Origin of the sequence: Nocardia sp. NPDC006630 (assembly GCF_040611495.1) — a bacterium.
Classification (GTDB): domain Bacteria; phylum Actinomycetota; class Actinomycetes; order Mycobacteriales; family Mycobacteriaceae; genus Nocardia.
In genome coordinates this window covers 237,273-256,587 of sequence record NZ_JBEXOK010000002.1, presented here as the reverse complement: position 1 = coordinate 256,587, position 19,315 = coordinate 237,273, and the positions used below count along the sequence as shown (strand labels likewise).

At 67.8% G+C, this 19,315-nt stretch carries 16 protein-coding genes and 1 pseudogene; 8 read left to right on the top strand and 9 right to left on the bottom strand.

The window, feature by feature from the left end:
- Window positions 1-88 precede the first annotated feature (88 nt).
- Window positions 89-1,876 (top strand): aspartate--tRNA ligase, encoded by a 1,788-nt coding sequence (aspS, locus tag ABZX86_RS05490; RefSeq protein ID WP_355120327.1) that lies wholly within the window; start codon window positions 89-91, stop codon window positions 1,874-1,876.
- Between the two features lie 64 nt (window positions 1,877-1,940).
- On the opposite strand, the gene ABZX86_RS05485 is transcribed toward aspS, so the two are convergent.
- A complete protein-coding gene (locus ABZX86_RS05485) occupies window positions 1,941-3,164 on the bottom strand; it encodes a hypothetical protein (RefSeq protein ID WP_355120325.1) in 1,224 nt (407 codons plus the stop codon).
- A gap of 195 nt (window positions 3,165-3,359) precedes the next feature.
- Here ABZX86_RS05485 and ABZX86_RS05480 point away from each other — a divergent pair, with 195 nt between their 5' ends.
- The gene (locus ABZX86_RS05480) at window positions 3,360-4,529 is read left to right on the top strand and encodes a kinase (RefSeq protein WP_327145635.1); all 1,170 of its coding nucleotides are present in this window, start codon (window positions 3,360-3,362) and stop codon (window positions 4,527-4,529) included.
- A 114-nt stretch (window positions 4,530-4,643) separates the two neighbouring features.
- Window positions 4,644-5,963 (top strand): replication-associated recombination protein A, encoded by a 1,320-nt coding sequence (locus tag ABZX86_RS05475; RefSeq protein ID WP_355121276.1) that lies wholly within the window; start codon window positions 4,644-4,646, stop codon window positions 5,961-5,963.
- A gap of 15 nt (window positions 5,964-5,978) precedes the next feature.
- On the opposite strand, the gene ABZX86_RS05470 is transcribed toward ABZX86_RS05475, so the two are convergent.
- Complete coding sequence (locus ABZX86_RS05470) at window positions 5,979-6,758, bottom strand: VOC family protein (protein ID WP_355120323.1); 780 nt, start codon at window positions 6,756-6,758, stop codon at window positions 5,979-5,981.
- Window positions 6,759-6,885: 127 nt separating this feature from the next.
- On the bottom strand, window positions 6,886-7,545 hold the full coding sequence (locus ABZX86_RS05465; protein WP_355120321.1) for a CatB-related O-acetyltransferase: 660 nt from the start codon (window positions 7,543-7,545) through the stop codon (window positions 6,886-6,888).
- A 71-nt stretch (window positions 7,546-7,616) separates the two neighbouring features.
- Here ABZX86_RS05465 and alaS point away from each other — a divergent pair, with 71 nt between their 5' ends.
- The 4 genes from alaS (at window position 7,617) to ABZX86_RS05445 (ending at window position 13,126) form a co-directional block, all read left to right on the top strand.
- Entirely contained in the window at window positions 7,617-10,283 is a 2,667-nt protein-coding gene (gene alaS, locus ABZX86_RS05460; protein WP_355120319.1) for an alanine--tRNA ligase, read from the top strand.
- Window positions 10,284-10,354: 71 nt separating this feature from the next.
- Window positions 10,355-10,858, top strand: a complete 504-nt coding sequence (gene ruvX / locus ABZX86_RS05455; protein WP_355120317.1) for a Holliday junction resolvase RuvX — start codon at window positions 10,355-10,357, stop codon at window positions 10,856-10,858.
- The gene (locus ABZX86_RS05450) at window positions 10,855-12,327 is read left to right on the top strand and encodes an endolytic transglycosylase MltG (RefSeq protein ID WP_355120315.1); all 1,473 of its coding nucleotides are present in this window, start codon (window positions 10,855-10,857) and stop codon (window positions 12,325-12,327) included. The genes ruvX and ABZX86_RS05450 overlap by 4 nt, the downstream gene beginning before the upstream one ends.
- Window positions 12,302-13,126: a shikimate dehydrogenase gene (locus ABZX86_RS05445; protein WP_355120313.1), complete on the top strand. Its 825-nt coding sequence runs from the start codon at window positions 12,302-12,304 to the stop codon at window positions 13,124-13,126. Before ABZX86_RS05450 ends, ABZX86_RS05445 begins: the two co-directional genes overlap by 26 nt.
- A gap of 2 nt (window positions 13,127-13,128) precedes the next feature.
- Here the strand turns inward: ABZX86_RS05445 and ABZX86_RS05440 are convergent, their stop codons facing one another.
- Complete coding sequence (locus ABZX86_RS05440) at window positions 13,129-13,581, bottom strand: DUF3291 domain-containing protein (RefSeq protein WP_355120311.1); 453 nt, start codon at window positions 13,579-13,581, stop codon at window positions 13,129-13,131.
- Between the two features lie 13 nt (window positions 13,582-13,594).
- Window positions 13,595-14,233 (bottom strand): transcriptional regulator, encoded by a 639-nt coding sequence (locus tag ABZX86_RS05435; RefSeq protein ID WP_355120309.1) that lies wholly within the window; start codon window positions 14,231-14,233, stop codon window positions 13,595-13,597.
- A gap of 136 nt (window positions 14,234-14,369) precedes the next feature.
- On the opposite strand from ABZX86_RS05435, the gene ABZX86_RS05430 reads away from it, so the two are divergent.
- Complete coding sequence (locus ABZX86_RS05430) at window positions 14,370-14,858, top strand: B-4DMT family transporter (RefSeq protein ID WP_355120307.1); 489 nt, start codon at window positions 14,370-14,372, stop codon at window positions 14,856-14,858.
- A 165-nt stretch (window positions 14,859-15,023) separates the two neighbouring features.
- Here the strand turns inward: ABZX86_RS05430 and aroB are convergent, their stop codons facing one another.
- From aroB to ABZX86_RS05410, 4 genes and pseudogenes are all read right to left on the bottom strand, one after another.
- On the bottom strand, window positions 15,024-16,142 hold the full coding sequence (aroB, locus tag ABZX86_RS05425) for a 3-dehydroquinate synthase (protein ID WP_355120305.1): 1,119 nt from the start codon (window positions 16,140-16,142) through the stop codon (window positions 15,024-15,026).
- A gap of 740 nt (window positions 16,143-16,882) precedes the next feature.
- A pseudogene (locus ABZX86_RS05420) lies at window positions 16,883-17,368 on the bottom strand (shikimate kinase); the annotation flags it as partial.
- 29 nt (window positions 17,369-17,397) lie between these two features.
- Window positions 17,398-18,606, bottom strand: coding sequence for a chorismate synthase (aroC, locus tag ABZX86_RS05415; protein WP_355120303.1), 1,209 nt, complete (start codon window positions 18,604-18,606; stop codon window positions 17,398-17,400).
- A gap of 105 nt (window positions 18,607-18,711) precedes the next feature.
- Complete coding sequence (locus tag ABZX86_RS05410) at window positions 18,712-19,173, bottom strand: A24 family peptidase (protein WP_355120301.1); 462 nt, start codon at window positions 19,171-19,173, stop codon at window positions 18,712-18,714.
- Window positions 19,174-19,315 lie beyond the last annotated feature (142 nt).

Below are 19,315 nucleotides of genomic sequence, written 5' to 3'. Positions count from 1 at the left end.
CGGTTTCCTCTCGGAATACGTGTCTCACTACGATGGGAGCGCACCCGGCCCACCCCGCCGGTGCTTCGAGCCCGTCGAAAGGAATCCAGTGCTGCGCACCCACTTGGCTGGTTCGCTGCGAAGCGAGCACGCCGGTCAGACTGTCACCCTCACCGGATGGGTGGCCCGACGGCGAGACCACGGTGGCGTGATCTTCATCGATCTGCGTGATGCTTCGGGCGTGTCGCAGGCCGTCTTCCGTGAAGGCGTCCCCGCCGAACAGGCCCATAAGCTGCGCAACGAGTTCTGCGTGAAGGTCACCGGTGTGGTCGAGAATCGACCGGCCGGCAGCGAGAACCCGAATCTGCCGACCGGCGCCATCGAGGTGAACGTCACCGAACTCGAGGTGCTCAACGAGGCCGCGCCGCTGCCGTTCCAGCTCGATGACGAGCCCGGCGAAGAGGCCCGTCTCAAGTACCGCTACCTGGATCTGCGCCGCGAAGGCCCGGCGCATGCGCTGCGGCTGCGGTCCAAGGTCAGCGCCGCCGCCCGCGAGGTGCTCGGCAACCACGCCTTCGTCGAGGTCGAGACCCCGACCATGACCCGGTCCACCCCGGAGGGCGCGCGCGACTTCCTGGTTCCGGCCCGCCTGCAGCCCGGCAAGTTCTACGCGCTGCCGCAGTCCCCGCAGCTGTTCAAGCAGCTGCTCATGGTCGCGGGCATCGAGCGGTACTACCAGATCGCGCGCTGCTACCGCGATGAGGACTTCCGCGCCGACCGCCAGCCCGAGTTCACCCAGCTCGATATCGAGATGAGCTTCGTGACCCAGGAGGACGTCATCCTCCTGGCCGAGGACATCCTGGTCGCGCTGTGGAAGCTCATCGGCCACGAGATCAGCACGCCGATTCCGCACATGACCTACGCGGAAGCCATGCGCCGCTACGGTTCCGACAAGCCCGATCTGCGCTTCGGCATCGAGATCACCGAGATGGCGGAGTATTTCAAGGACACCCCGTTCCGGGTGTTCCAGGCGCCGTACGTCGGTGCGGTCGTCATGCCGGGCGGTGCGTCGCAGCCGCGGCGTCAGCTCGATGCCTGGCAGGAGTGGGCCAAGCAGCGCGGCGCCAAGGGTCTGGCCTACATCCTCATTCAGGAGGACGGCACCCTCGGTGGTCCGGTCGCCAAGAACCTGACCGACGCCGAGCGCGAGGGTCTGGCCAAGTTTGTCGGCGCCAACCCCGGCGACTGCGTGTTCTTCGGTGCCGGTGATGCCAAGTCCAGCCGCGCGCTGCTCGGTGCCGCGCGCGGTGAGATCGCCCGCAAGTGCGAGCTCATCGACGAGAACGAGTGGGCCTTCGTCTGGATCGTCGACGCCCCCATGTTCGAGCCCGCCGCCGACGCCACCGCGAGTGGCGATGTGGCGCTCGGCCATTCGGCCTGGACCGCGGTGCACCACGCGTTCACCTCGCCCAAGCCCGATTCGCTCGCCACCTTCGACACCGATCCCGGTTCGGCGCTGGCCTACGCCTACGACATCGTCTGCAACGGCAATGAGATCGGCGGCGGGTCCATCCGTATCCATCGCCGCGACGTGCAGGAGCGGGTGTTCAAGGTGATGGGCATCAGCGAGGAGGAGGCGCAGGACAAGTTCGGCTTCCTGCTCGACGCCTTCTCCTACGGCGCGCCCCCGCACGGCGGCATCGCCTTCGGCTGGGACCGCATCACCGCGCTGCTGGCCGGTGTGGATTCCATTCGCGATGTCATCGCCTTCCCGAAGTCGGGCGGCGGCGTGGATCCGCTCACCGACGCGCCCACCCCGATCACGCCCGTGCAGCGCCGCGACGCGGGACTGGACGTGAAGCTGGACGCCGACGGTAACCCGGTGAAGGACAAGTAGTCTCGGTCCGAACACAAAGCACCGGCCGGTATCTCGATACCGGCCGGTGCTTTTCTGTCTGTACCTAGTACTGCACGACCAGGCGGCCGGTGAGTGTGCGATAGGCGTAGGTGATCGCGATGGCGGTGACCGGGCCGGCGACCAGCAGGCCCAGACCGCACAGCAGCGCGCCGACGAAGGTGATCACCAGTACGGCCAGGGCCAGCAGGATCACCTGCAGGGCATTCGAGATCACCAGTTGGGCACTGGATTTGATGGCGGTCAGCGGATCCATCTCCTGATCGATCACGAAATGCAGTGCGAACATGCACAGCACGCCGACGATGACCACCGGGAACACGCACAGCATCGAGGCGATCAGGCAGGCCACGAAGACGATGAGCGCCGTGATCAGCACACTGCCGGCATTGACGAATCCGAAGAAGCCCGAGAAATCCGGTGGGGTGCCGTCGGTTTCGTAGAGCGCACCGCGGATCATCGCCGCCTGCAGCAGCCACATCACCAGGGCCGCCACGATGAACAGCAGCAGCACGCCCGTGAGCGATTGCACGTCAACGATATTCACCAGCAGGGTGACCACCAGCCAGGCGATCAATCCGACCAGCACCATGCCGATCCACGGAACCGGATTGGCGCGGAAGCGATCCCAGCCGTAGGAGATGGCGCGACCCACATTGAGACTGATCGGGGGATGCTCGTAGGTCGAGGACTGCGGCTCCGAAGACTGCTGTCCGCCGGGTGGCACCGCACCGGGCTGCTGTCCGTAACCACTCGGGGGCTGGCCGTAATCGCCTTGCTGCGCACCCTGTTGCGGTGCGTAACCACCTTGCTGAGGTGTGTAACCGCCCTGCTGGGGTCCGCCCTGGGGTGAGTAACCGCCCTGTTGAGGTCCGCCCTGGCCGGGTACGTAACCGCCCTGCTGAGGTGAACCCTGCTGTGGTGTGTACCCGCCGGGCTGTGGTGCGTACCCGCCCTGCTGCGGTATACCGCCGGACTGGGCGTAGCCCGGCTGCGATCCCGGCGCGCCCGACTGCGGGGGCAGCGGAGGCGGTGGTTCCACGGCCTCGCTGCCGTACTGCGCGGCGCCCGGCCCGCTGAATTGCGGGTATCCGGCGAGCCCGGGCAACTCGTGGCGACCGTGTCCCGGACCCTGTTCGGGCGCACCGGAATGCGGTGGCGGCTCGGGGTTTTGATGGGCTCCGGGCCGGGCCGTGTACTGCCCGCCGCCCTCCTCGCCCGGATTGTCGCCGGAGGGTGCGTTCGGTGCGGAGGGCGGCGTGCCGGTCATGGTCGCGAGCCTTTCACATTTCCCGGTTTACGGTGTGACACACAGCAGTTGAACATGAGACAACTCGACGGTCCTGGTTGTGTCAAGCAACCAGCGCCGTGTGGGCAAACCCGGTACCCAGACACGCCGGACGACGCGCGAAAGGTTGCGCAACCGCTCGCTGAAAGTGACCTGGTGCGAGTAACTTGGGAACCGATGACCGCACTATTGGCCGAACGCGCCGCCGAAGTCGTGTACGCGGCACAACAGTTGCTCACAAAGCGAATGGGTGCTGCGGTAAAGCTGAGCGATCCAATTGAACTCAGCGGCAGTGGTAGAACGACGGTGCTACGCGTGCGTGTAGCGGAGAACGCTTTCTCACTTCCGCGCACTCTCATAGTGAAGCAGGTACGCGGCAGCGCGCAGGAACGACGCACCGGGGGTATGGCGCCCGGTGTGGCCAGCATCGACTCCGCATTCCTGCGTGAGGCGGTTTCCTACCAATTCACCACGGCGCTCGGGCGCGACCACAGACCCGGGGCCTACCTACTCGGCTACAGCCTGCCCGATCGGCTGCTCATCCTCAGCGACCTCGGGGAGAACACCTCGCTCACGGCCGTACTGCAGGCCGGAGCCGAGCCGGCCGGGCGCAATTCGCTCATGGCATTCGCGCAGGCATTGGGTCGCATGCACGCTGCCACCGTCGGCCGCGAGGCCGATTTTGTCGCCCTGCTACGCCGCGTCGACGTGGTGCATCGGGTGGACGGCATTGCCCAGCAGGCCGAATCCTCGGTCTCCGATGTCCCCGTCATGCTGCAGCACGAGCTCGGCATAGAGGTCCCCGGCGAGATCGCCGAGCGCATCGTTCGTGGTAACCGCTTGTTCTCCGCCGGGCGCTATCGCGCCTTCAGCCCGTCCGATCTGTGTCCGGACAATGTCATCCTCAATGACGAGGGTGCGCGTTTCCTGGACTACGAGTGGGGTGGATTCCGTGATGCCACCCTCGATATCGCCTACGCCCTGGTCTCTTTCCCCGGCTGTCTCTGCGACTTCGAACTCTCCCGGGAACGTGCCCGGCAGATGGTCGAGGCCTGGCGCTCGGAAGTGGTCGCGGTCTGGCCGGCTCTCGCCGACGATGATGTGCTCGCCGAGCGCATTCTCGAGGCGCGGCTGATCTGGGTCTGGCTCTCCACCTACTGGTTCCTGCCCGCGGACCACACCCGCATCGCGGCGGCTCGTGAGCACGGACTGTCGATTCCGCGGTCGGCGGCGCTGATCAACCGCTGGGCCGCACTCGCCGAGGACGCCCGCTGCACGGGCGACGATTCGCTCGGTGACTTCGCCGAGCACGTCTCGGCGACGCTCGAAGAGCACTGGGAAGAATAGATTCGATTCGACGGTGAAGGCCGGGATCCCACGTGGACCCCGGCCTTCACCGTTCCTGTCGTGGGCGGGCGGTACGGTCGCGTGGTGAGTGACGGATTGTTCGAAGCGCCAGGGATGGAGGACGTGTCCGACGAGTTCGAGGCGTTGCCGCCGGCAGGCCGCGAGGGATTCGCGCCGCTGGCCGTGCGCATGCGCCCGAGAAATCTGGACGAGGTGGTGGGCCAGGAGCATCTGCTCGGCCCCGGCTCGCCGCTGCGCCGGCTCATCGAGGGTTCCGGTGCGGCTTCGGTGCTGCTCTACGGGCCGCCGGGAACCGGTAAGACGACGCTCGCCTCGCTCATCTCGCAATCCACCGGCCGCCGCTTCGAGGCGCTCTCGGCGCTGTCCGCCGGTGTGAAGGAGGTGCGCGCGGTCATCGATCTCGCGCGCCGCCGGCTCACCGTGGGGGAGCAGACCGTCCTCTTCATCGATGAGGTGCACCGCTTTTCGAAGACCCAGCAGGACGCGCTGCTGGCCGCGGTCGAGAACCGCATTGTGCTGCTGGTCGGCGCGACCACCGAGAACCCGTCCTTCTCGGTGGTATCCCCGCTGCTGTCCCGCTCGCTGGTACTGCAGCTGACGTCCTTGTCCGAGGACGATATTCGCACCGTGCTCACCCGTGCCATCGAAGATCCGCGCGGTCTCGCGGGCGAATACACGGTGACCGATGCCGCGCTCGATCACATCGTGCGCATTGCGGGCGGTGATGCGCGGCGCTCGCTCACGGCCCTGGAGGCGTCCGCCGAATCCTCGCTCGACGGCACCGTGGGCGTCGAGTTGGTCGAGGCCAGCGTCGACAAGGTGGCGGTCCGCTACGACCGCGCCGGTGACCAGCACTACGACGTCATCAGCGCCTTCATCAAATCCCTGCGCGGTTCCGATGTCGACGCCGCCCTGCACTACCTCGCCCGCATGATCAGCGCCGGCGAAGATCCGCGATTCATCGCCCGCCGCTTGATGATTCAGGCCAGTGAAGAGGTCGGCATGGCCGACCCCACCGCCCTGCAGACCGCCGTGGCAGCAGCCCAGGTAGTCCAACTGGTCGGTATGCCGGAGGCTCAACTGGCCCTCGCCCACGCCACCATCCACATCGCGACCGCCCCCAAATCCGGTGCGGTCGTCAAGGGCATCGGCGCAGCCATGTCCGACATCCGCGCAGGCAAAGCCGGTGCGGTGCCGCCGCATCTGCGTGACGGCCACTACCCCGGAGCCGCGGCCCTGGGCAGTGCCCAAGGCTACAAGTACCCCCACGACCACCCGGATGGCGTTCTCGCACAACAGTATCCGCCCGACGAACTGGTCGGTACGGACTACTACAACCCCACCGACCACGGCTACGAACGCGAAGTAGGCCCCCGAGTCACCAAACTCCGCCGCATCGTCCGCGGCCGGTAGTGGCCGCCGGGTCGTTCAGCCGGCGAGGCGGATGATGGCGAAGTGGGCGCCCTGGGGATCGCTGAGGATGGCGAAGCGGCCGATGGTCATATCGGTCGGAGGTACGGCGACGGTGCCACCGAGCTCGGCGGTCTTTGCCGCGATGGCGTCGGCGTCGCTCACCGCGAAGTAGTTCAGCCAGTGCGCGGGCACATCCGGCGGCCAGTTGTCGTCCATCTGCATCATGCCCGCGATGGAGCTTCCGCCGACCTTGAACTCGGTGTAGGTGGTGCTGCCGAATGCGGCGGTCGAGCTCTCCCAGCCGAAGACCTCGGCGTAGAAAGCCTTGGCGGGCTCGATATTCCGGCAGTTGAGCTCGCTCCAGCACCAGCTGTTCGGTTCGTTGACCACGCCCGCGCCCGCGAATCCGTACGGTTGCCAGCCGGCGATGACCGCGCCCTGGGTATCGGCGAAGACGACCATCCGGCCCTGCTCGGGCACATCCATGGGTTCCATGAACAGCTGACCGCCGGCGGCTTGTACGGCTTTGGCCGTGGCATCGGCGTCCAGGACATTGACGTAGGCGGTCCAGGCGGGCGGCTGTCCCGGATTCATGATCGTCATGGCGGCGGCCACCTCGCCGCCCGCAGCGCCGGGGAGGGTGAACATGGTGTAGCCGCCGTACTGCGGATCCGGCGAGACATTGGCCTGCCAGCCGAACAGGGTGCCGTAGAAATTCTTGGCTGCGTCGATATCGGTGGTGGCCAGGTCTACCCAATTGGGCACGCCCGGTGCGTACGAGCTCATGTTCGGCATGGCCGACTCCTCTCGGGGCGGAAGGTGCCGGCTCGCGGCCCACTGAGCCGACACCGCGAGCCTAGAACTCGCCACCCCGCATGTCCGGTTATCGACGGAAGTCACGTCGCGACCGGGCGGTCTCGATTCAGTTTGCGAGGAGCCCGTTTTCGCGGGCGATCTGCCCGATCTCCTTCGGGGTGCCGGCCATGATGACGCGGACGTGCTCGGTGACCAGTTCGATGGGCCAGTTCCACCAGGCCGCGCGCAGCAGCAGGTCCACCTCGGCATCGTCGAAGCGCTGCTTGACCGGCTTGGCCGGATTGCCGCCGACGATCGTGTACGGCGGCACATCGGCCGTGACCACCGAGCCGGTGGCGATGATCGCGCCGTCACCGATGCGCACGCCGGGCATGATCAGCGAGTTGTAGCCGAACCACACGTCATTGCCGACCACGGTGTCGCCCTTGCTCGGGATCGACGTGATGATGTCCATGGTCTGCTCGGCCCAGGTCCCGCCGAAGATGGTGAACGGGAACGTCGAGACGCCCGCGGTGGCGTGATTGGCGCCGGCCATAATGAAGCGGGTGCCGGTGGCCAGGGCGCAGAACTTGCCGATGATCAGCTTTTCCGGGCCGAAGGCGTAGAGGACGTTATTGGCCTCGAACTCCGTCGCCGCGACGGGATCGTCGAAATAGCTGTAGTCGCCGACCTCGATACTGGCCGAGGTGATGTGCGGTTTCAGGTAGACCGTCCGGTCCGTGTGCGGCAGCGGGAACGGGGTCGATGGGTCCGGGATCACAGTCACCATCGCGATGGTATCTATCGCCCGGTGGTCGGCGGAAACCCGCTGGACCGGGACCGGTAGGCTTGATATCTGTGCAGACCCACGAGATTCGCCGACGCTTCCTGGAGCATTTCGTCCGTGCCGGACACACCGAGGTTCCCAGTGCCTCGCTGATCCTGGCCGACCCCAACCTGCTGTTCGTCAATGCAGGCATGGTCCAGTTCGTCCCGTATTTCCTCGGTCAGCAGACGCCGCCCTGGGCGCGAGCTACCAGCGTGCAGAAGTGCGTGCGCACCGGCGATATCGAGAATGTCGGCGTCACCACCCGCCACAACACCTTCTTCCAGATGGCCGGCAATTTCAGCTTCGGCGACTACTTCAAGCGTGAGGCCATCGCCTTCGCCTGGTCGCTGCTGACCGACAGCGTCGAGGACGGCGGCTACGGCTTCGACCCCGAAAAGCTGTGGGCCACCGTCTACCTCGATGATGACGAGGCCGAGCAGATCTGGCTCGAGCTCGGTATGCCGTCCGAGCGCATCCAGCGCCGCGGTATGGCCGACAACTACTGGTCCATGGGCATCCCCGGCCCGTGCGGCCCGTGCTCGGAGATCTATTTCGACCGCGGCCCCGAATTCGGTATCGAGGGCGGCCCGGAGGCCGACGAGGATCGCTACCTCGAAATCTGGAACCTCGTGTTCATGCAGAACGAGCGTGGCGAGGGCCGGAGCAAGGACGACTTCGAGATCCTGGGCCCGCTGCCCAAGCAGAACATCGACACCGGCATGGGCGTCGAGCGTGTCGCATTCCTGCTGCAGGGTGTCGACAATGTCTACGAGACCGACCTGCTGCGCCCGATCATCACCAAGGCCGAGGAGCTGACCGGCCGCAACTACGGTGTCGAGCACGCCGACGATGTGCGCTTCCGCGTCATCGCCGATCACGCCCGCACCGGCGCCATGCTCATTGCCGACGGCGTGAACCCGGGCAATGACGGCCGCGGCTATGTGCTGCGCCGGCTGCTGCGGCGCATCGTCCGCTCGGCCCGCCTGCTGGGCGCGGACCAGCCGGTCATGGGCGAGTTCATGAAGGTCGTCAGCGACCTCATGGCCCCCTCGTACCCGGAGCTGGCCACCGACTTCAAGCGCATCGAGACCGTCGCAGTCGGCGAGGAGAGCGCGTTCCTGCGCACGCTCACCACCGGTTCCAAGCTGTTCGACGACGCCGTCAGCGAGGTGCAGGCCCAGGGCGGCAAGACGATCAGCGGCACCGAGGCGTTCCTGCTGCACGACACCTTCGGCTTCCCGATCGATCTGACCCTGGAAATGGCTTCCGAGGCCGGGCTTTCGGTGGATGAGGAGGGTTTCCGCTCCCTCATGGCCGAGCAGCGCAAACTCGCCAAGGAGGACGCGCAGTCCCGCAAGCACGCGCACGCGGATCTGACGATCTACAAGGAATTCGTCGATCGCGGCGCCACCGAGTTCACCGGTTTCGATGAACTGTCCACCGAGGCAACGGTTCTCGCGATCATCAAGGATGGCGTGCGGGTGCCGGTCGCGGAGATCGGGCAGGACGTCGAGGTCATTCTGAACCGCTCGCCGCTCTACGCCGAGTCCGGTGGTCAGATCGCCGATCGCGGCAGCCTGAGCTCCTCGCATGCGATGAAGGCGCGCATCAACGATGTGCAGAAGATCGCCAAGAAGGTGTGGGTGCACAAGACCACGATCGAGGCCGGTCAGCTCGCCGAGGGCGATACCGTGCTCGCCGCCGTCGATCCCTCGTGGCGGCGCGGTGCGACCCAGGGTCACTCCGGCACGCATATGGTGCATGCCGCGCTGCGACAGGTGCTGGGCCCCAACGCCGTTCAGGCCGGTTCGCTCAACAAGCCGGGCTACCTGCGTTTCGACTTCAATTGGCAGGGCGCGCTGTCGGAGGGGCAGAAGGCCGATATCGAGGCCATCTCCAATGATGCCGTGGCTGACGACTTCACGGTGAACACCTTCGTCACCGATCTGCCGTCGGCGAAGAAGATGGGCGCCATGGCGCTGTTCGGCGAGAACTACGGCGACGAGGTGCGCGTGGTGGAGATCGGCGGACCGTTCTCCATGGAACTGTGCGGTGGCACCCATGTGCAGCACTCCTCGCAGATCGGGCCGATCACCCTGCTGGGTGAATCGTCGGTCGGTTCGGGTGTGCGACGCGTGGAAGCCTTTGTGGGCCTGGACTCCTACAAGTACCTCGCCAAGGAGCGCGCGCTGCTGGCCGGTGTGGCGTCCTCGCTGAAGGTGCCCTCGGAAGAGGTCCCGGGGCGGGTCGAGCAGCTGGTGGAGCGCTTGAAGGTTGCCGAGAAGGAGCTCGAGCGCACCAAGGTCGCGGCCGTGCTGTCTCAGGCGGGCACCTTCGTGGAGCAGGCGCAGCGCATCGGCAAGGTGCTGCTGGTGGCCGCCGCCGCGCCCAAGGGCGTCGGTGCCGGTGATCTGCGCACCCTGGTCGTGGACATCAAGGGCCGCTTCGGTTCCGAGCCCGCGATCGTGGTGCTGCTGGGCAATGACGAGGGCAAGGTGCCATTTGTGGTCGCGGTGACCAAGGCCGCGCAGGATCTCGGCATCAAGGCCGGTGACCTGGTCGCCGGCTTCGGGCCCAAGATCAATGGCCGCGGTGGCGGTAAGGCGGAGATGGCGCAGGGCGCGGGCTCGGATCCGTCCGGTATCGAGGCCGGATTGGCGGCCGTGCGGGCGCAGGTGGCCGAGCTCGCCGGCTGATGTCGCATTCCGAACCCTCGGACAGCCCGGGCGGCGACGCCCGGACCCCTGCCGAAAGCGCGGGGTATCCCGTGGACCGGCCCACCCTCGCGGACGATCCGGGACGCGGCCGGCGTATCAGCCTCGATGTCGGCACCGTCCGCATCGGTGTCGCCTCCAGTGACCCGGACGGTATTCTCGCCACCCCGGTGGAGACGGTGCCGAAGGCGAAAAAGGTCGCGCCCGGCACCCTCTCGCCCGATCTCGCGCGAATTGCCGAGATTGTGCGGGAGTACGAGGCCGTCGAAGTGATCGTCGGCCTGCCGCGCACCTTGCGCGGGGAGAGCGGCTCGTCGGCTAAGCTGGCGGCCACCTTCGCGGGGCGTTTGCGGACCCTGGTCGCGCCGATCCCGGTGCGACTTTCCGACGAACGTTTGACTACGGTGTCTGCTGCACGCGCGTTGCGGGACAGTGGAGTTCGCGCGCGCGGGCAGCGGCAGGTCATCGATCAGGCGGCCGCCGTGTCGATCCTGCAGGGTTGGTTGGACGAACGGAGTGCAGCATTGAAGCCGCGCGGTGATGGTGATCTTGCATGACCGACCGCTGGACGCGAGCCGAGGAACGCTACCGGCAGAGCGCTGAACACCGCTACCGTCGTGACGATCTGGAATGGTCGGAAGCCGACGATTACGAAGACGACACCACCATCATCCCGCGCTACGAGGATGAGGACGAGGAGCCCCTGCTCGAGCCCGAGCCGCCGCGCCGCCCGGCGCCGCAGCGGCCCGATCGCGGACGCCCCGCGAAACCACGCGGGTCCCGGGCATCGGCCGGGCGCAGTGGTGGACGCGGCGGCGGGCGCTCGGGCGGGCAGCGCCCCAAGCGCTCCCGGGTCGCCTCCCGCAAGGCCGCCGAACGCAAGCGCCGCCGTCGCAATATGTGGGTCATCGGCGCGGTGCTCGCCGTATTGTTCGTCGGCGCAGCCGGTTTCGCGTCGTGGAAGTTCATGAACCGCTTCTCCCCGGCCGAGGACTTCGCCTCCGGTTCGCAGGGACCGCTGGCGGTGGTGCAGGTCAAGCCCGGCGATACCGCCACCCAGATCGCCGAAACCATGCACACCAAGGGTGTTGTCGCCAGTAGCGCCGCCTTCTACGAGGCGGCCGTGCGCAATGACAATATGAATGCGGTGCAGCCCGGCTACTACGCCATACCCGGGCACAGCAAGGCGTCGGAGGCCGTGGTCGCCCTGGTGACCCCCAGCTCCCGGGTCGGCAATGTGGTGATCTCCGAGGGCCGGCAGCTGCACGACTCCACCGATGTGACCACCAATGCGCGCAAGGACGGCATCTACCGCAAGATCGCCGACGCCAGCTGTGTCGGTGACGGCAGCACCGCGAAATGCGTGACCTACGACCAGCTCGAGGCCGCGGGCACCAATACCGATCCGGCGGCGCTGGGTGTGCCCGCCTGGGCCCTGGACCGGGTGCGCGCGGTGCCCGATCGCTCGCGCCAGCTGGAGGGCCTGATTGCCGCGGGCACCTGGGATTTCGATCCCAGCGCCGCGCCCGACCAGATTCTCAAGCAGCTGGTGATCGCGAGCGCCGCCAGCTACGAATCGACCGGTCTGCTGCAGTCCAATGCCGCCAACGGTCTCTCGCCCTATGACACGCTGATCGGCGCGTCGCTGGTGGAGCGGGAAGCCCTGCCGCAGGACATGTCCAAGGTCGCGCGCGTCATCCTGAACCGGCTCAAGGCCGAGCAGCCGCTGCAGTTCGACTCCACCGTCAACTACACGCTGCCGAGCACCGAGGTCGCCACCACCGACGCCGACCGCAATCGCAAGACGCCGTGGAATACGTACGCCATGTCGGGCCTGCCGGTCAGCCCCATCTCCGCGCCGTCGCTGGATGCCCTGCGCGCCATGGAGAATCCGACCCCCGGCACCTGGCTGTACTTCGTGACCGTCGACAAGCAGGGCACCACCCTGTTCACCGACAACTACAACGAGCATCTGCGCAATATTGAAAAGGCCAGGCAGAGTGGAATTCTCGACAGTGGACGGTAATCGCCGGGCGGCCGTCCTGGGCAGCCCGATCGCGCATTCCCGCTCGCCGCAGCTGCATCTGGCGGCCTACCGCGCGCTGGGCCTGGACTGGACCTATGAGCGGGTCGAGTGCACCGGCGACGAGCTGCCCGGCTTTGTCGACGGCCTCGGCCCGGAATGGGTCGGGCTGTCGGTGACCATGCCCGGCAAGGTCGCCGCCCTCGCCTACGCGGATGAGCGCACCGAGCGGGCCGAGCTCGTCGGGTCGGCGAATACGCTGGTGCGCACCGATACCGGGTGGCGCGCCGACTGCACCGATGTGGACGGGGTGCGCGGTGCGCTGGAAGGCGCGGGCGTCGAAGAGATTTCGAAGGCCGTGGTGCTCGGGGCGGGCGGCACCGCGCGCCCGGCGCTGCTGGCCCTGGCCGAACTCGGCGCGCATACGGTCACCATCGTCGCCCGTGATGCGGGCCGGGCTGCCGACACCCTGGAACTGGCCGAGCGACTGGGCCTGTCGGCCGAGGTGATCGGATTCGACCCGGACACGCTGGGTTTCGTGTGCTCGGATGTCGATGTCGTGGTGAGCACCGTCCCGGCGTCCGCGGCCGCCGCCGTCGCGGATGCGGTGGCTCAGGCTCCGATAGTGCTCGACGCCATCTACAACCCGTGGCCCACTCCGCTCGCGGAGGCGGTCACCCGGGCGGGGCACACCGTGATCAGCGGCCTCGACATGCTGCTGAACCAGGCATACAACCAGGTCGAGCAGTTCACGGGCAAGCCCGCCCCTCGCGCCGAAATGGCTGCGGCACTGCGGGATTGACGTTATCCGGCCGGCTGCGGCTCGAACGCACTGCGAAATGTGAACGCATGCGGTGTAGGGCCGTGCGCTTCGAGGTGCTCGAGCCGCTGGATGGACTCCTCGATGGACGGCGTGTGGCCGATCGGGACCCACCACAGCACGGTGGCCGTTTTGCCCAGCGGGACGAACCATTCGCGGCGGCGGCGCAGGAATTCCATGTGCGTACTGCGATACACGTAGTCGAAGAGCGCCTGACGCGACTCCCACGTGCTGATATTGATGAGCATGTCCGGGTCGGTCGCATAGGGCCGCAGCGAGGTCGCATTGTTCGACTCGCCGTCCACCAGGCGCCAGACGAACCCGGGGGAGGCCTCGGCGACGGCATTGATCCGGTCGAGTTCGGCGTAGAACTCCGCGACCTGCGGGTCGCCTTCGGGTGCGACGAGCCGCCCGATATTGAGCTGAGCGAGATGCATATCTCGACTATAACTAATCATTGTTTGTTTTAGAAAGGCTTACGCAGCACCTGCCCGGCGCCGGATCCATGCGGGCCGTCCATCCGGCTTCGGTGGCCGGGCCCTCGAGCAGTGCGAGATTCATTCCGCAGACCAGTGGCGGGAAGTCGACGGCCAGCCGGTGAAAAGGGCAGTTGCGCAGGCGAATCACCGCACCGTCGAGGTACGGCTCATAACCGCGCTCGCGCAGCGCCGCCATCAGATCCCCGCCCGCCACCGCCGGCCCGTGCTGGGCGGCGGCCGTCGCGACGGCATCCTCGAGTCCGACATGTTCGATCACCTCGGCCAGAACCGTTGCGAGCGTGCGATAGTCGCGGGCCGGCAGGCTGATCGCGAACTCGGCATCCGCGCGCCGGTAGAACTTCGCCGGACGTCCCGAGCCCGGGCCGGTCTTACCCTCGGGCCGCCGGAACACCGCGTCGAGCAAGCCGGCCTCGGCGAGTTTGTCGAGATGAAAAGCGGCGAGCGGCCGCTTGATCTCGGCCGCCGCCGCGGCCTCGTCCCGGCTCACATCGTGGTCCGCCGCGGCGACATGCTCGTAGAGCCGCCTGCGGATCGGATCCTGCAGCAGGGCGACGGCCTCGATGCTCGCGGAGCTTTCGTCAGTGCTCACCGTGCCTTTGTAGCAGCGTGTCGGAAGGTGTTGCGGGGGCGCGGGTGCCCGTCGGGGCCGTGTCGGGACGAACGGGATACAGTTCTAGAACGAGTTTCAGTTCGAACGAGCCGGTTCGCAGGTTAAGGTGATCATCATGAATGCGTGGGTGTTGCGCGCCGTTGTACTGGGAGCGCTGACCGTTGTGCTGCGTACCCTGCTCGGCTTCGCGATGGTGTACTGGCCGACCAATGGTGCGTGGATGCGAATGTTGTGCCTGTTGGTCATGGTGGTCGCGGTGGTCGCCTGGGGCGTTCTCGACGGGCGCGCCGATCGGCGGAAGAACGTCGAACCGGAGGACGGCGCGGATCTCACCATGCGCTGGCTGAAGGCGGGCCTGGCCGGTGGACTGGGCAGCGGCCTCGTCGCCTGGATCCTGGGCTTCGTGCCGAAGTTCGATCTCGGTTCCAACGGGCTGCTCTTCGAGATGACCTCGGGCGCGTCCTTCATCATCCTGCTGATCTTCATCCCGGCCATGATCGGTGTGGCCATCGGCCGCTACCTGGTCGGCCGTGAGCACAAGAAGAGCTCGGGCACCGCTGCGGACGACTCCGTCTCCTTGAACAAGGAGCACGCGAGCGTCTGACACGCCCGGACCCCGACACATGCGCGCTGCTGCGGAATTCCGCAGCAGCGCGTTGTCATTCGGGCCCCGTCATTCCGGCGCGCTTTCGGCCGGAATCCACCGAAACCCGTTGGGGCGTCGTCAGTGTGGATCCCGGCCGAAAGCATGCCGGGACGACGGCTGCGACTACAGCAGGATCGCGCCGCCGCCGGTGCTGCCCTCGCGGGCGACCGCCGAGTAGGCCGCGGCCAGCAGCGACGGGTCGGGGCCTTCCAGCCGGCCCGGCTTGGCCAGACCGTCCAGGACCACGAAGCGCAGCACGCCGGAGCGGGTCTTCTTATCGGTCTGCATGGTGTCCAGCAGCTGGGGGAGCGCGTCGGCGTCGTAGCTGGTGGGCAGGCCGACGCTGGCCAGCACGCTGCGGTGGCGTTCGGCGGTGGCATCGTCGAGACGACCCGCGAGGCGGCCGAGTTCGGCGGCGAAGACCAGGCCGACCGAGACGGCCGCGCCGTGACGCCAGCGGTAGCGCTCGCGGCGCTCGATGGCATGGCCGAGGGTGTGGCCGTAGTTGAGGATCTCGCGCAGATCCGATTCCTTGAGGTCGGCGGCGACCACATCGGCCTTGACCTGCACGGCGCGGCGGATGAGCTCGGGCAGCACCTCGCCGGTCGGGTCGAGCGCGGCCTGCGGATCGCGTTCGATCAGCTCCAGAATGACCGGGTCGGCAATGAAACCGGCCTTGATGATCTCGGCCATGCCCGCCACGATCTCATTGCGCGGCACCGTTTCCAGCGTGGCGAGGTCGACCAGTACCGCGGCCGGCTCGTGGAAGGAACCGACGAGGTTCTTGCCCGCCTCGGTATTGATGCCGGTCTTACCGCCGACGGCCGCATCCACCATGGCCAGCAGGGTGGTCGGCACGTGCACGATATTCACACCGCGCATCCAGGTGGCGGCGACGAAGCCGGACAGGTCGGTCGCCGCGCCACCGCCGAGGCTGATGATCACATCCTTGCGGGTGAGACCGATGCGGCCGAGCACCTCCCAGCAGAAGCCCGCGACGGCCAGATCCTTACCGTCCTCGGCATCTGGAATCTCGATGCGGTGCGCGTCGATACCCTTGTCCGCCAGCGCCTTCCGCACCACCTCCGCGGTCTCGGCCAGCGGCGGCTGATGGAAGATCGCGACGGTGCGCACGGCGGAACTGCGGGTCACCTCGTCCACCAGGTCGCCCAGCAGACCACGCCCGATAATCACCGGGTACGGGTCGGCGGTGCGGACCTCGATGCGGGTCGGCTCGCTCATAGGGGCTGCTCCGATTCTTCTCGTGCGGATTGTTCTGGTCCGTATTCGGGTCCGGTCTGAGCCCGCGCCCGCGCCCGGCGGGCCCGAGCCCGCCGCGACCGCCCGGCCCCCGGCGCACTCTGCGTCCCCGAATCCTGTTGTTCAGCAGCCGGATTCGCAATAGCGCCCCCGGTCGTGGCTTGCGTTCCCTCCGCCGCTGCGCTTCGGGCTGCGGATCGCCGATTGGCGGCAGCCCTGCGACGACCGCCACGCGTCGAGGCCCGTGGGGAAGCGTCGGAGTCGGTTGGCTGGGCTGCTGCGGCGGGGTTGGCATCCGAGCCCGCGGAACCTCTTGTGGCGGAGCCGGAATCCGGCCGCGGTTCGCCCGCTCCCGAGGCGCCGCCCTCCGCGATCGCCGCGGCGCCGCTGCCGTCCGTGGCATCGGCCGTCGTGGCGCCGGTGGCGGGACCCGCCGGGCGGCGGCTGTGGCGGCGAGACCGGCGGCTGCGGCGGGCGGGTTTGGTCGTGGCGTCGTCGGGACCGGTCTCGGAGTCCGGATCGGCGGGGTTCGGCTGTGCGGAGGCGGAGGGGACTGCCTCGGGTGCTGAGGGATTCGGCTGGGTGGGGGCTGCGCTGTCGGCGCGGCTACGGCCGCGGCGTCGGCGGCGGCGTGAACGGGAGCGGCTGGAGTCGTTCGGTTCCAGAGGCACGGGGGGCAGGTCGGGGGTCGTATCCTCTTGCGGCAGAGTCGATTCCAGGCCGAGTTTGCCGAGGATCATTTTGACCACGCGGCCGGGGCTGCGGCCGTCGGTGCGCACGCGCACGCTCGCCACCTCACGGTAGAGCGGGCGGCGGATCTTCATCAGCTCACGGTATTTGGCGCCCGGATCGGCGCCGTTGAGCAGCGGGCGGTTGGTGCTGGCCCCGGTGCGCCGAAGTCCTTCGCCCACACTGATTTCCAGGTACACCACGGTGCGGCCGCGGAGGAGTTCCCGGGTGGTGGCCGAGAGCACCGAGCCGCCGCCGAGGGAGATGATGCCGTGTCCGGCCAGGACGGCGTCGCGCACCACCTGTTCCTCGATGCGCCGGAACTCCGGTTCCCCGTCCTCGGCGAAGATTTCGGGAATGGTGCGCCCGGTCTGCTCCTCGATCCCGGCATCGGTGTCGTAGAGGTCCACGCCGAGTTCGCGTGCGAGTTTGCGGCCGATCGTCGACTTACCCGCACCGGGCGGACCGACCAGCACCACGCTCGGCGGCTGCTGATCGGTTTCGCCGGTCACTGTGGCGCGTTGCCCGAGGGAACGTGCGGGCGCGCGTTGATTCGCTTCAAGTAGCCGTTGATGTTGTCGACGGTTTCCGGCAGCGAGTCGCCGCCGAACTTCTCCAGCACCGCCTGGGCCACCACCAGGGCGACCATGGCCTCGGCGACCACACCGGCCGCCGGCACCGCGCACACATCGGAGCGCTGGTGAATGGCGACAGCCTCGTCACCGGTGGACATATCGACCGTCGAGAGTGCGCGCGGCACAGTGGAAATGGGCTTCATGGCGGCGCGCACCCGCAGCGGCTCGCCATTGGTCATACCGCCCTCGAGCCCACCCGCGCGGTTGGTGGAGCGCAGCACACCGTCGGGGCCGGGCTTCATCTCGTCGTGCGCCTGGCTGCCGCGGCGGCGCGCGGTCTCGAAACCGTCACCCACCTCGACACCCTTGATGGCCTGAATTCCCATGAGCGCGCCCGCGAGTCGCGAATCCAGCCGCGCCTCACCGCTGGTGAACGAACCCAGTCCGACGGGCAGCCCCTCGATCACGACCTCGACCACACCACCGAGGGTGTCGCCGTCCTTCTTGGCGGCCTCGATCTCGACGATCATGGCGGCCTCGGCCGCTTTGTCGAACGCCCGCACCGGGCTCTCGTCGATCGCGTCGAGATCCGCGGCGGTCGGCACGAAGCCGGTGGTATCGGCCGCGGTGCCGATGGACACCACATGCGAGATCACCTCGACCCCGAGCGCCTGCCGCAGGAAGTTCTTGGCCACGGTCCCGGCCGCGACGCGCGCGGCGGTCTCGCGGGCGCTGGCGCGCTCGAGCACATTGCGGGCGTCGTCGAAGCCGTACTTGAGCATGCCCGAGTAATCGGCGTGCCCGGGCCGGGGCCGGGTGAGCGGCGCATTGCGCGCCAGCTCGGCGAGCTCGGCCTCGTCCACCGGATCGGCGGACATGACCTGGGTCCACTTGGGCCATTCGGAATTGGCGACCTCGATGGCGACCGGCCCGCCCATGGTGCGGCCGTGGCGCACGCCGCCGACCAGGGTGACCACATCGGCCTCGAACTTCATCCGGGCGCCACGGCCGTAGCCCAGACGCCGGCGGGCCAGCTGTGCGCCGACATCGGCAGAGCTCACCTCGACACCGGCCACCATCCCCTCGAGGATGGTGACGAGAGCAGGGCCATGGGATTCTCCGGCAGTTATCCAGCGCAACACGGGTTACATCTTTCCACGTGAATACGGTTACCCGGACACGCGGTCCGGCGTGACCCGGGTCATGGTGCGGCAAACAGGGCGGTCACGGCGTGGCCGACCGTGCGGTCACGGCGTGGCAAGGAGCGCAAGCACACTGGCGGCGCACATGGCGGGACCGTGTGCGACGGTACCGATCGGCGGGTCGGGGCCAGCCGAATCCCGGGGTCGTACCGCCTGCGCGAGCAGCAAGCCGACCCCGGCTAGTGCGGTGATCGCGGGTGCGGCCAGCGCCGCCCACACCCAGGCGTGCGCGCCGCCCAGTGCGGTCGCCGCCCCGAGCCCGAGCGCGAGTTTCACATCACCGGCCCCGAGTGCGGCCGGGGCACACAGATGTACGAGTAGATAGGGCACGGCGAGCAAGAGCGCACCGAGCGCCGCGGCCGCCGGACGACCGATAGCCGAGCCGTAGCAGAGCACCGCGACCGCACCGGGCAGCGTCAGCGAATTCGGCAGTCGCCGCATGCGCAGATCGATACAGCTGAGTGCCGCGCACCAGGCGGCGAGGACGAGCAGTGGCAGCAATCGCATAGATCGAGCCTGCCGCCCCGGACGCCGCCGTGGGCGGCGCAATCACGAATTGTGGAGAACCACTTGGCATGTGAACAACCAGGCTTTCGCCCAATTCGGGCATCTACGTGTTGGGTGTCGGTGTTGCGGCGTGTCGGCGGTA

Coding starts and splice junctions, on each gene's coding strand:
- ABZX86_RS05485 (WP_355120325.1), bottom strand. CDS start 3,164: ATGACCGGCACGCCGCCCTCCGCACCGAACGCACCCTCCGGCGACAAT.
- ABZX86_RS05480 (WP_327145635.1), top strand. CDS start 3,360: ATGACCGCACTATTGGCCGAACGCGCCGCCGAAGTCGTGTACGCGGCA.
- ABZX86_RS05475 (WP_355121276.1), top strand. CDS start 4,644: ATGGAGGACGTGTCCGACGAGTTCGAGGCGTTGCCGCCGGCAGGCCGC.
- ABZX86_RS05470 (WP_355120323.1), bottom strand. CDS start 6,758: ATGCCGAACATGAGCTCGTACGCACCGGGCGTGCCCAATTGGGTAGAC.
- ABZX86_RS05450 (WP_355120315.1), top strand. CDS start 10,855: ATGACCGACCGCTGGACGCGAGCCGAGGAACGCTACCGGCAGAGCGCT.
- ABZX86_RS05440 (WP_355120311.1), bottom strand. CDS start 13,581: ATGCATCTCGCTCAGCTCAATATCGGGCGGCTCGTCGCACCCGAAGGC.
- ABZX86_RS05430 (WP_355120307.1), top strand. CDS start 14,370: ATGAATGCGTGGGTGTTGCGCGCCGTTGTACTGGGAGCGCTGACCGTT.
- aroB (WP_355120305.1), bottom strand. CDS start 16,142: ATGAGCGAGCCGACCCGCATCGAGGTCCGCACCGCCGACCCGTACCCG.
- ABZX86_RS05410 (WP_355120301.1), bottom strand. CDS start 19,173: ATGCGATTGCTGCCACTGCTCGTCCTCGCCGCCTGGTGCGCGGCACTC.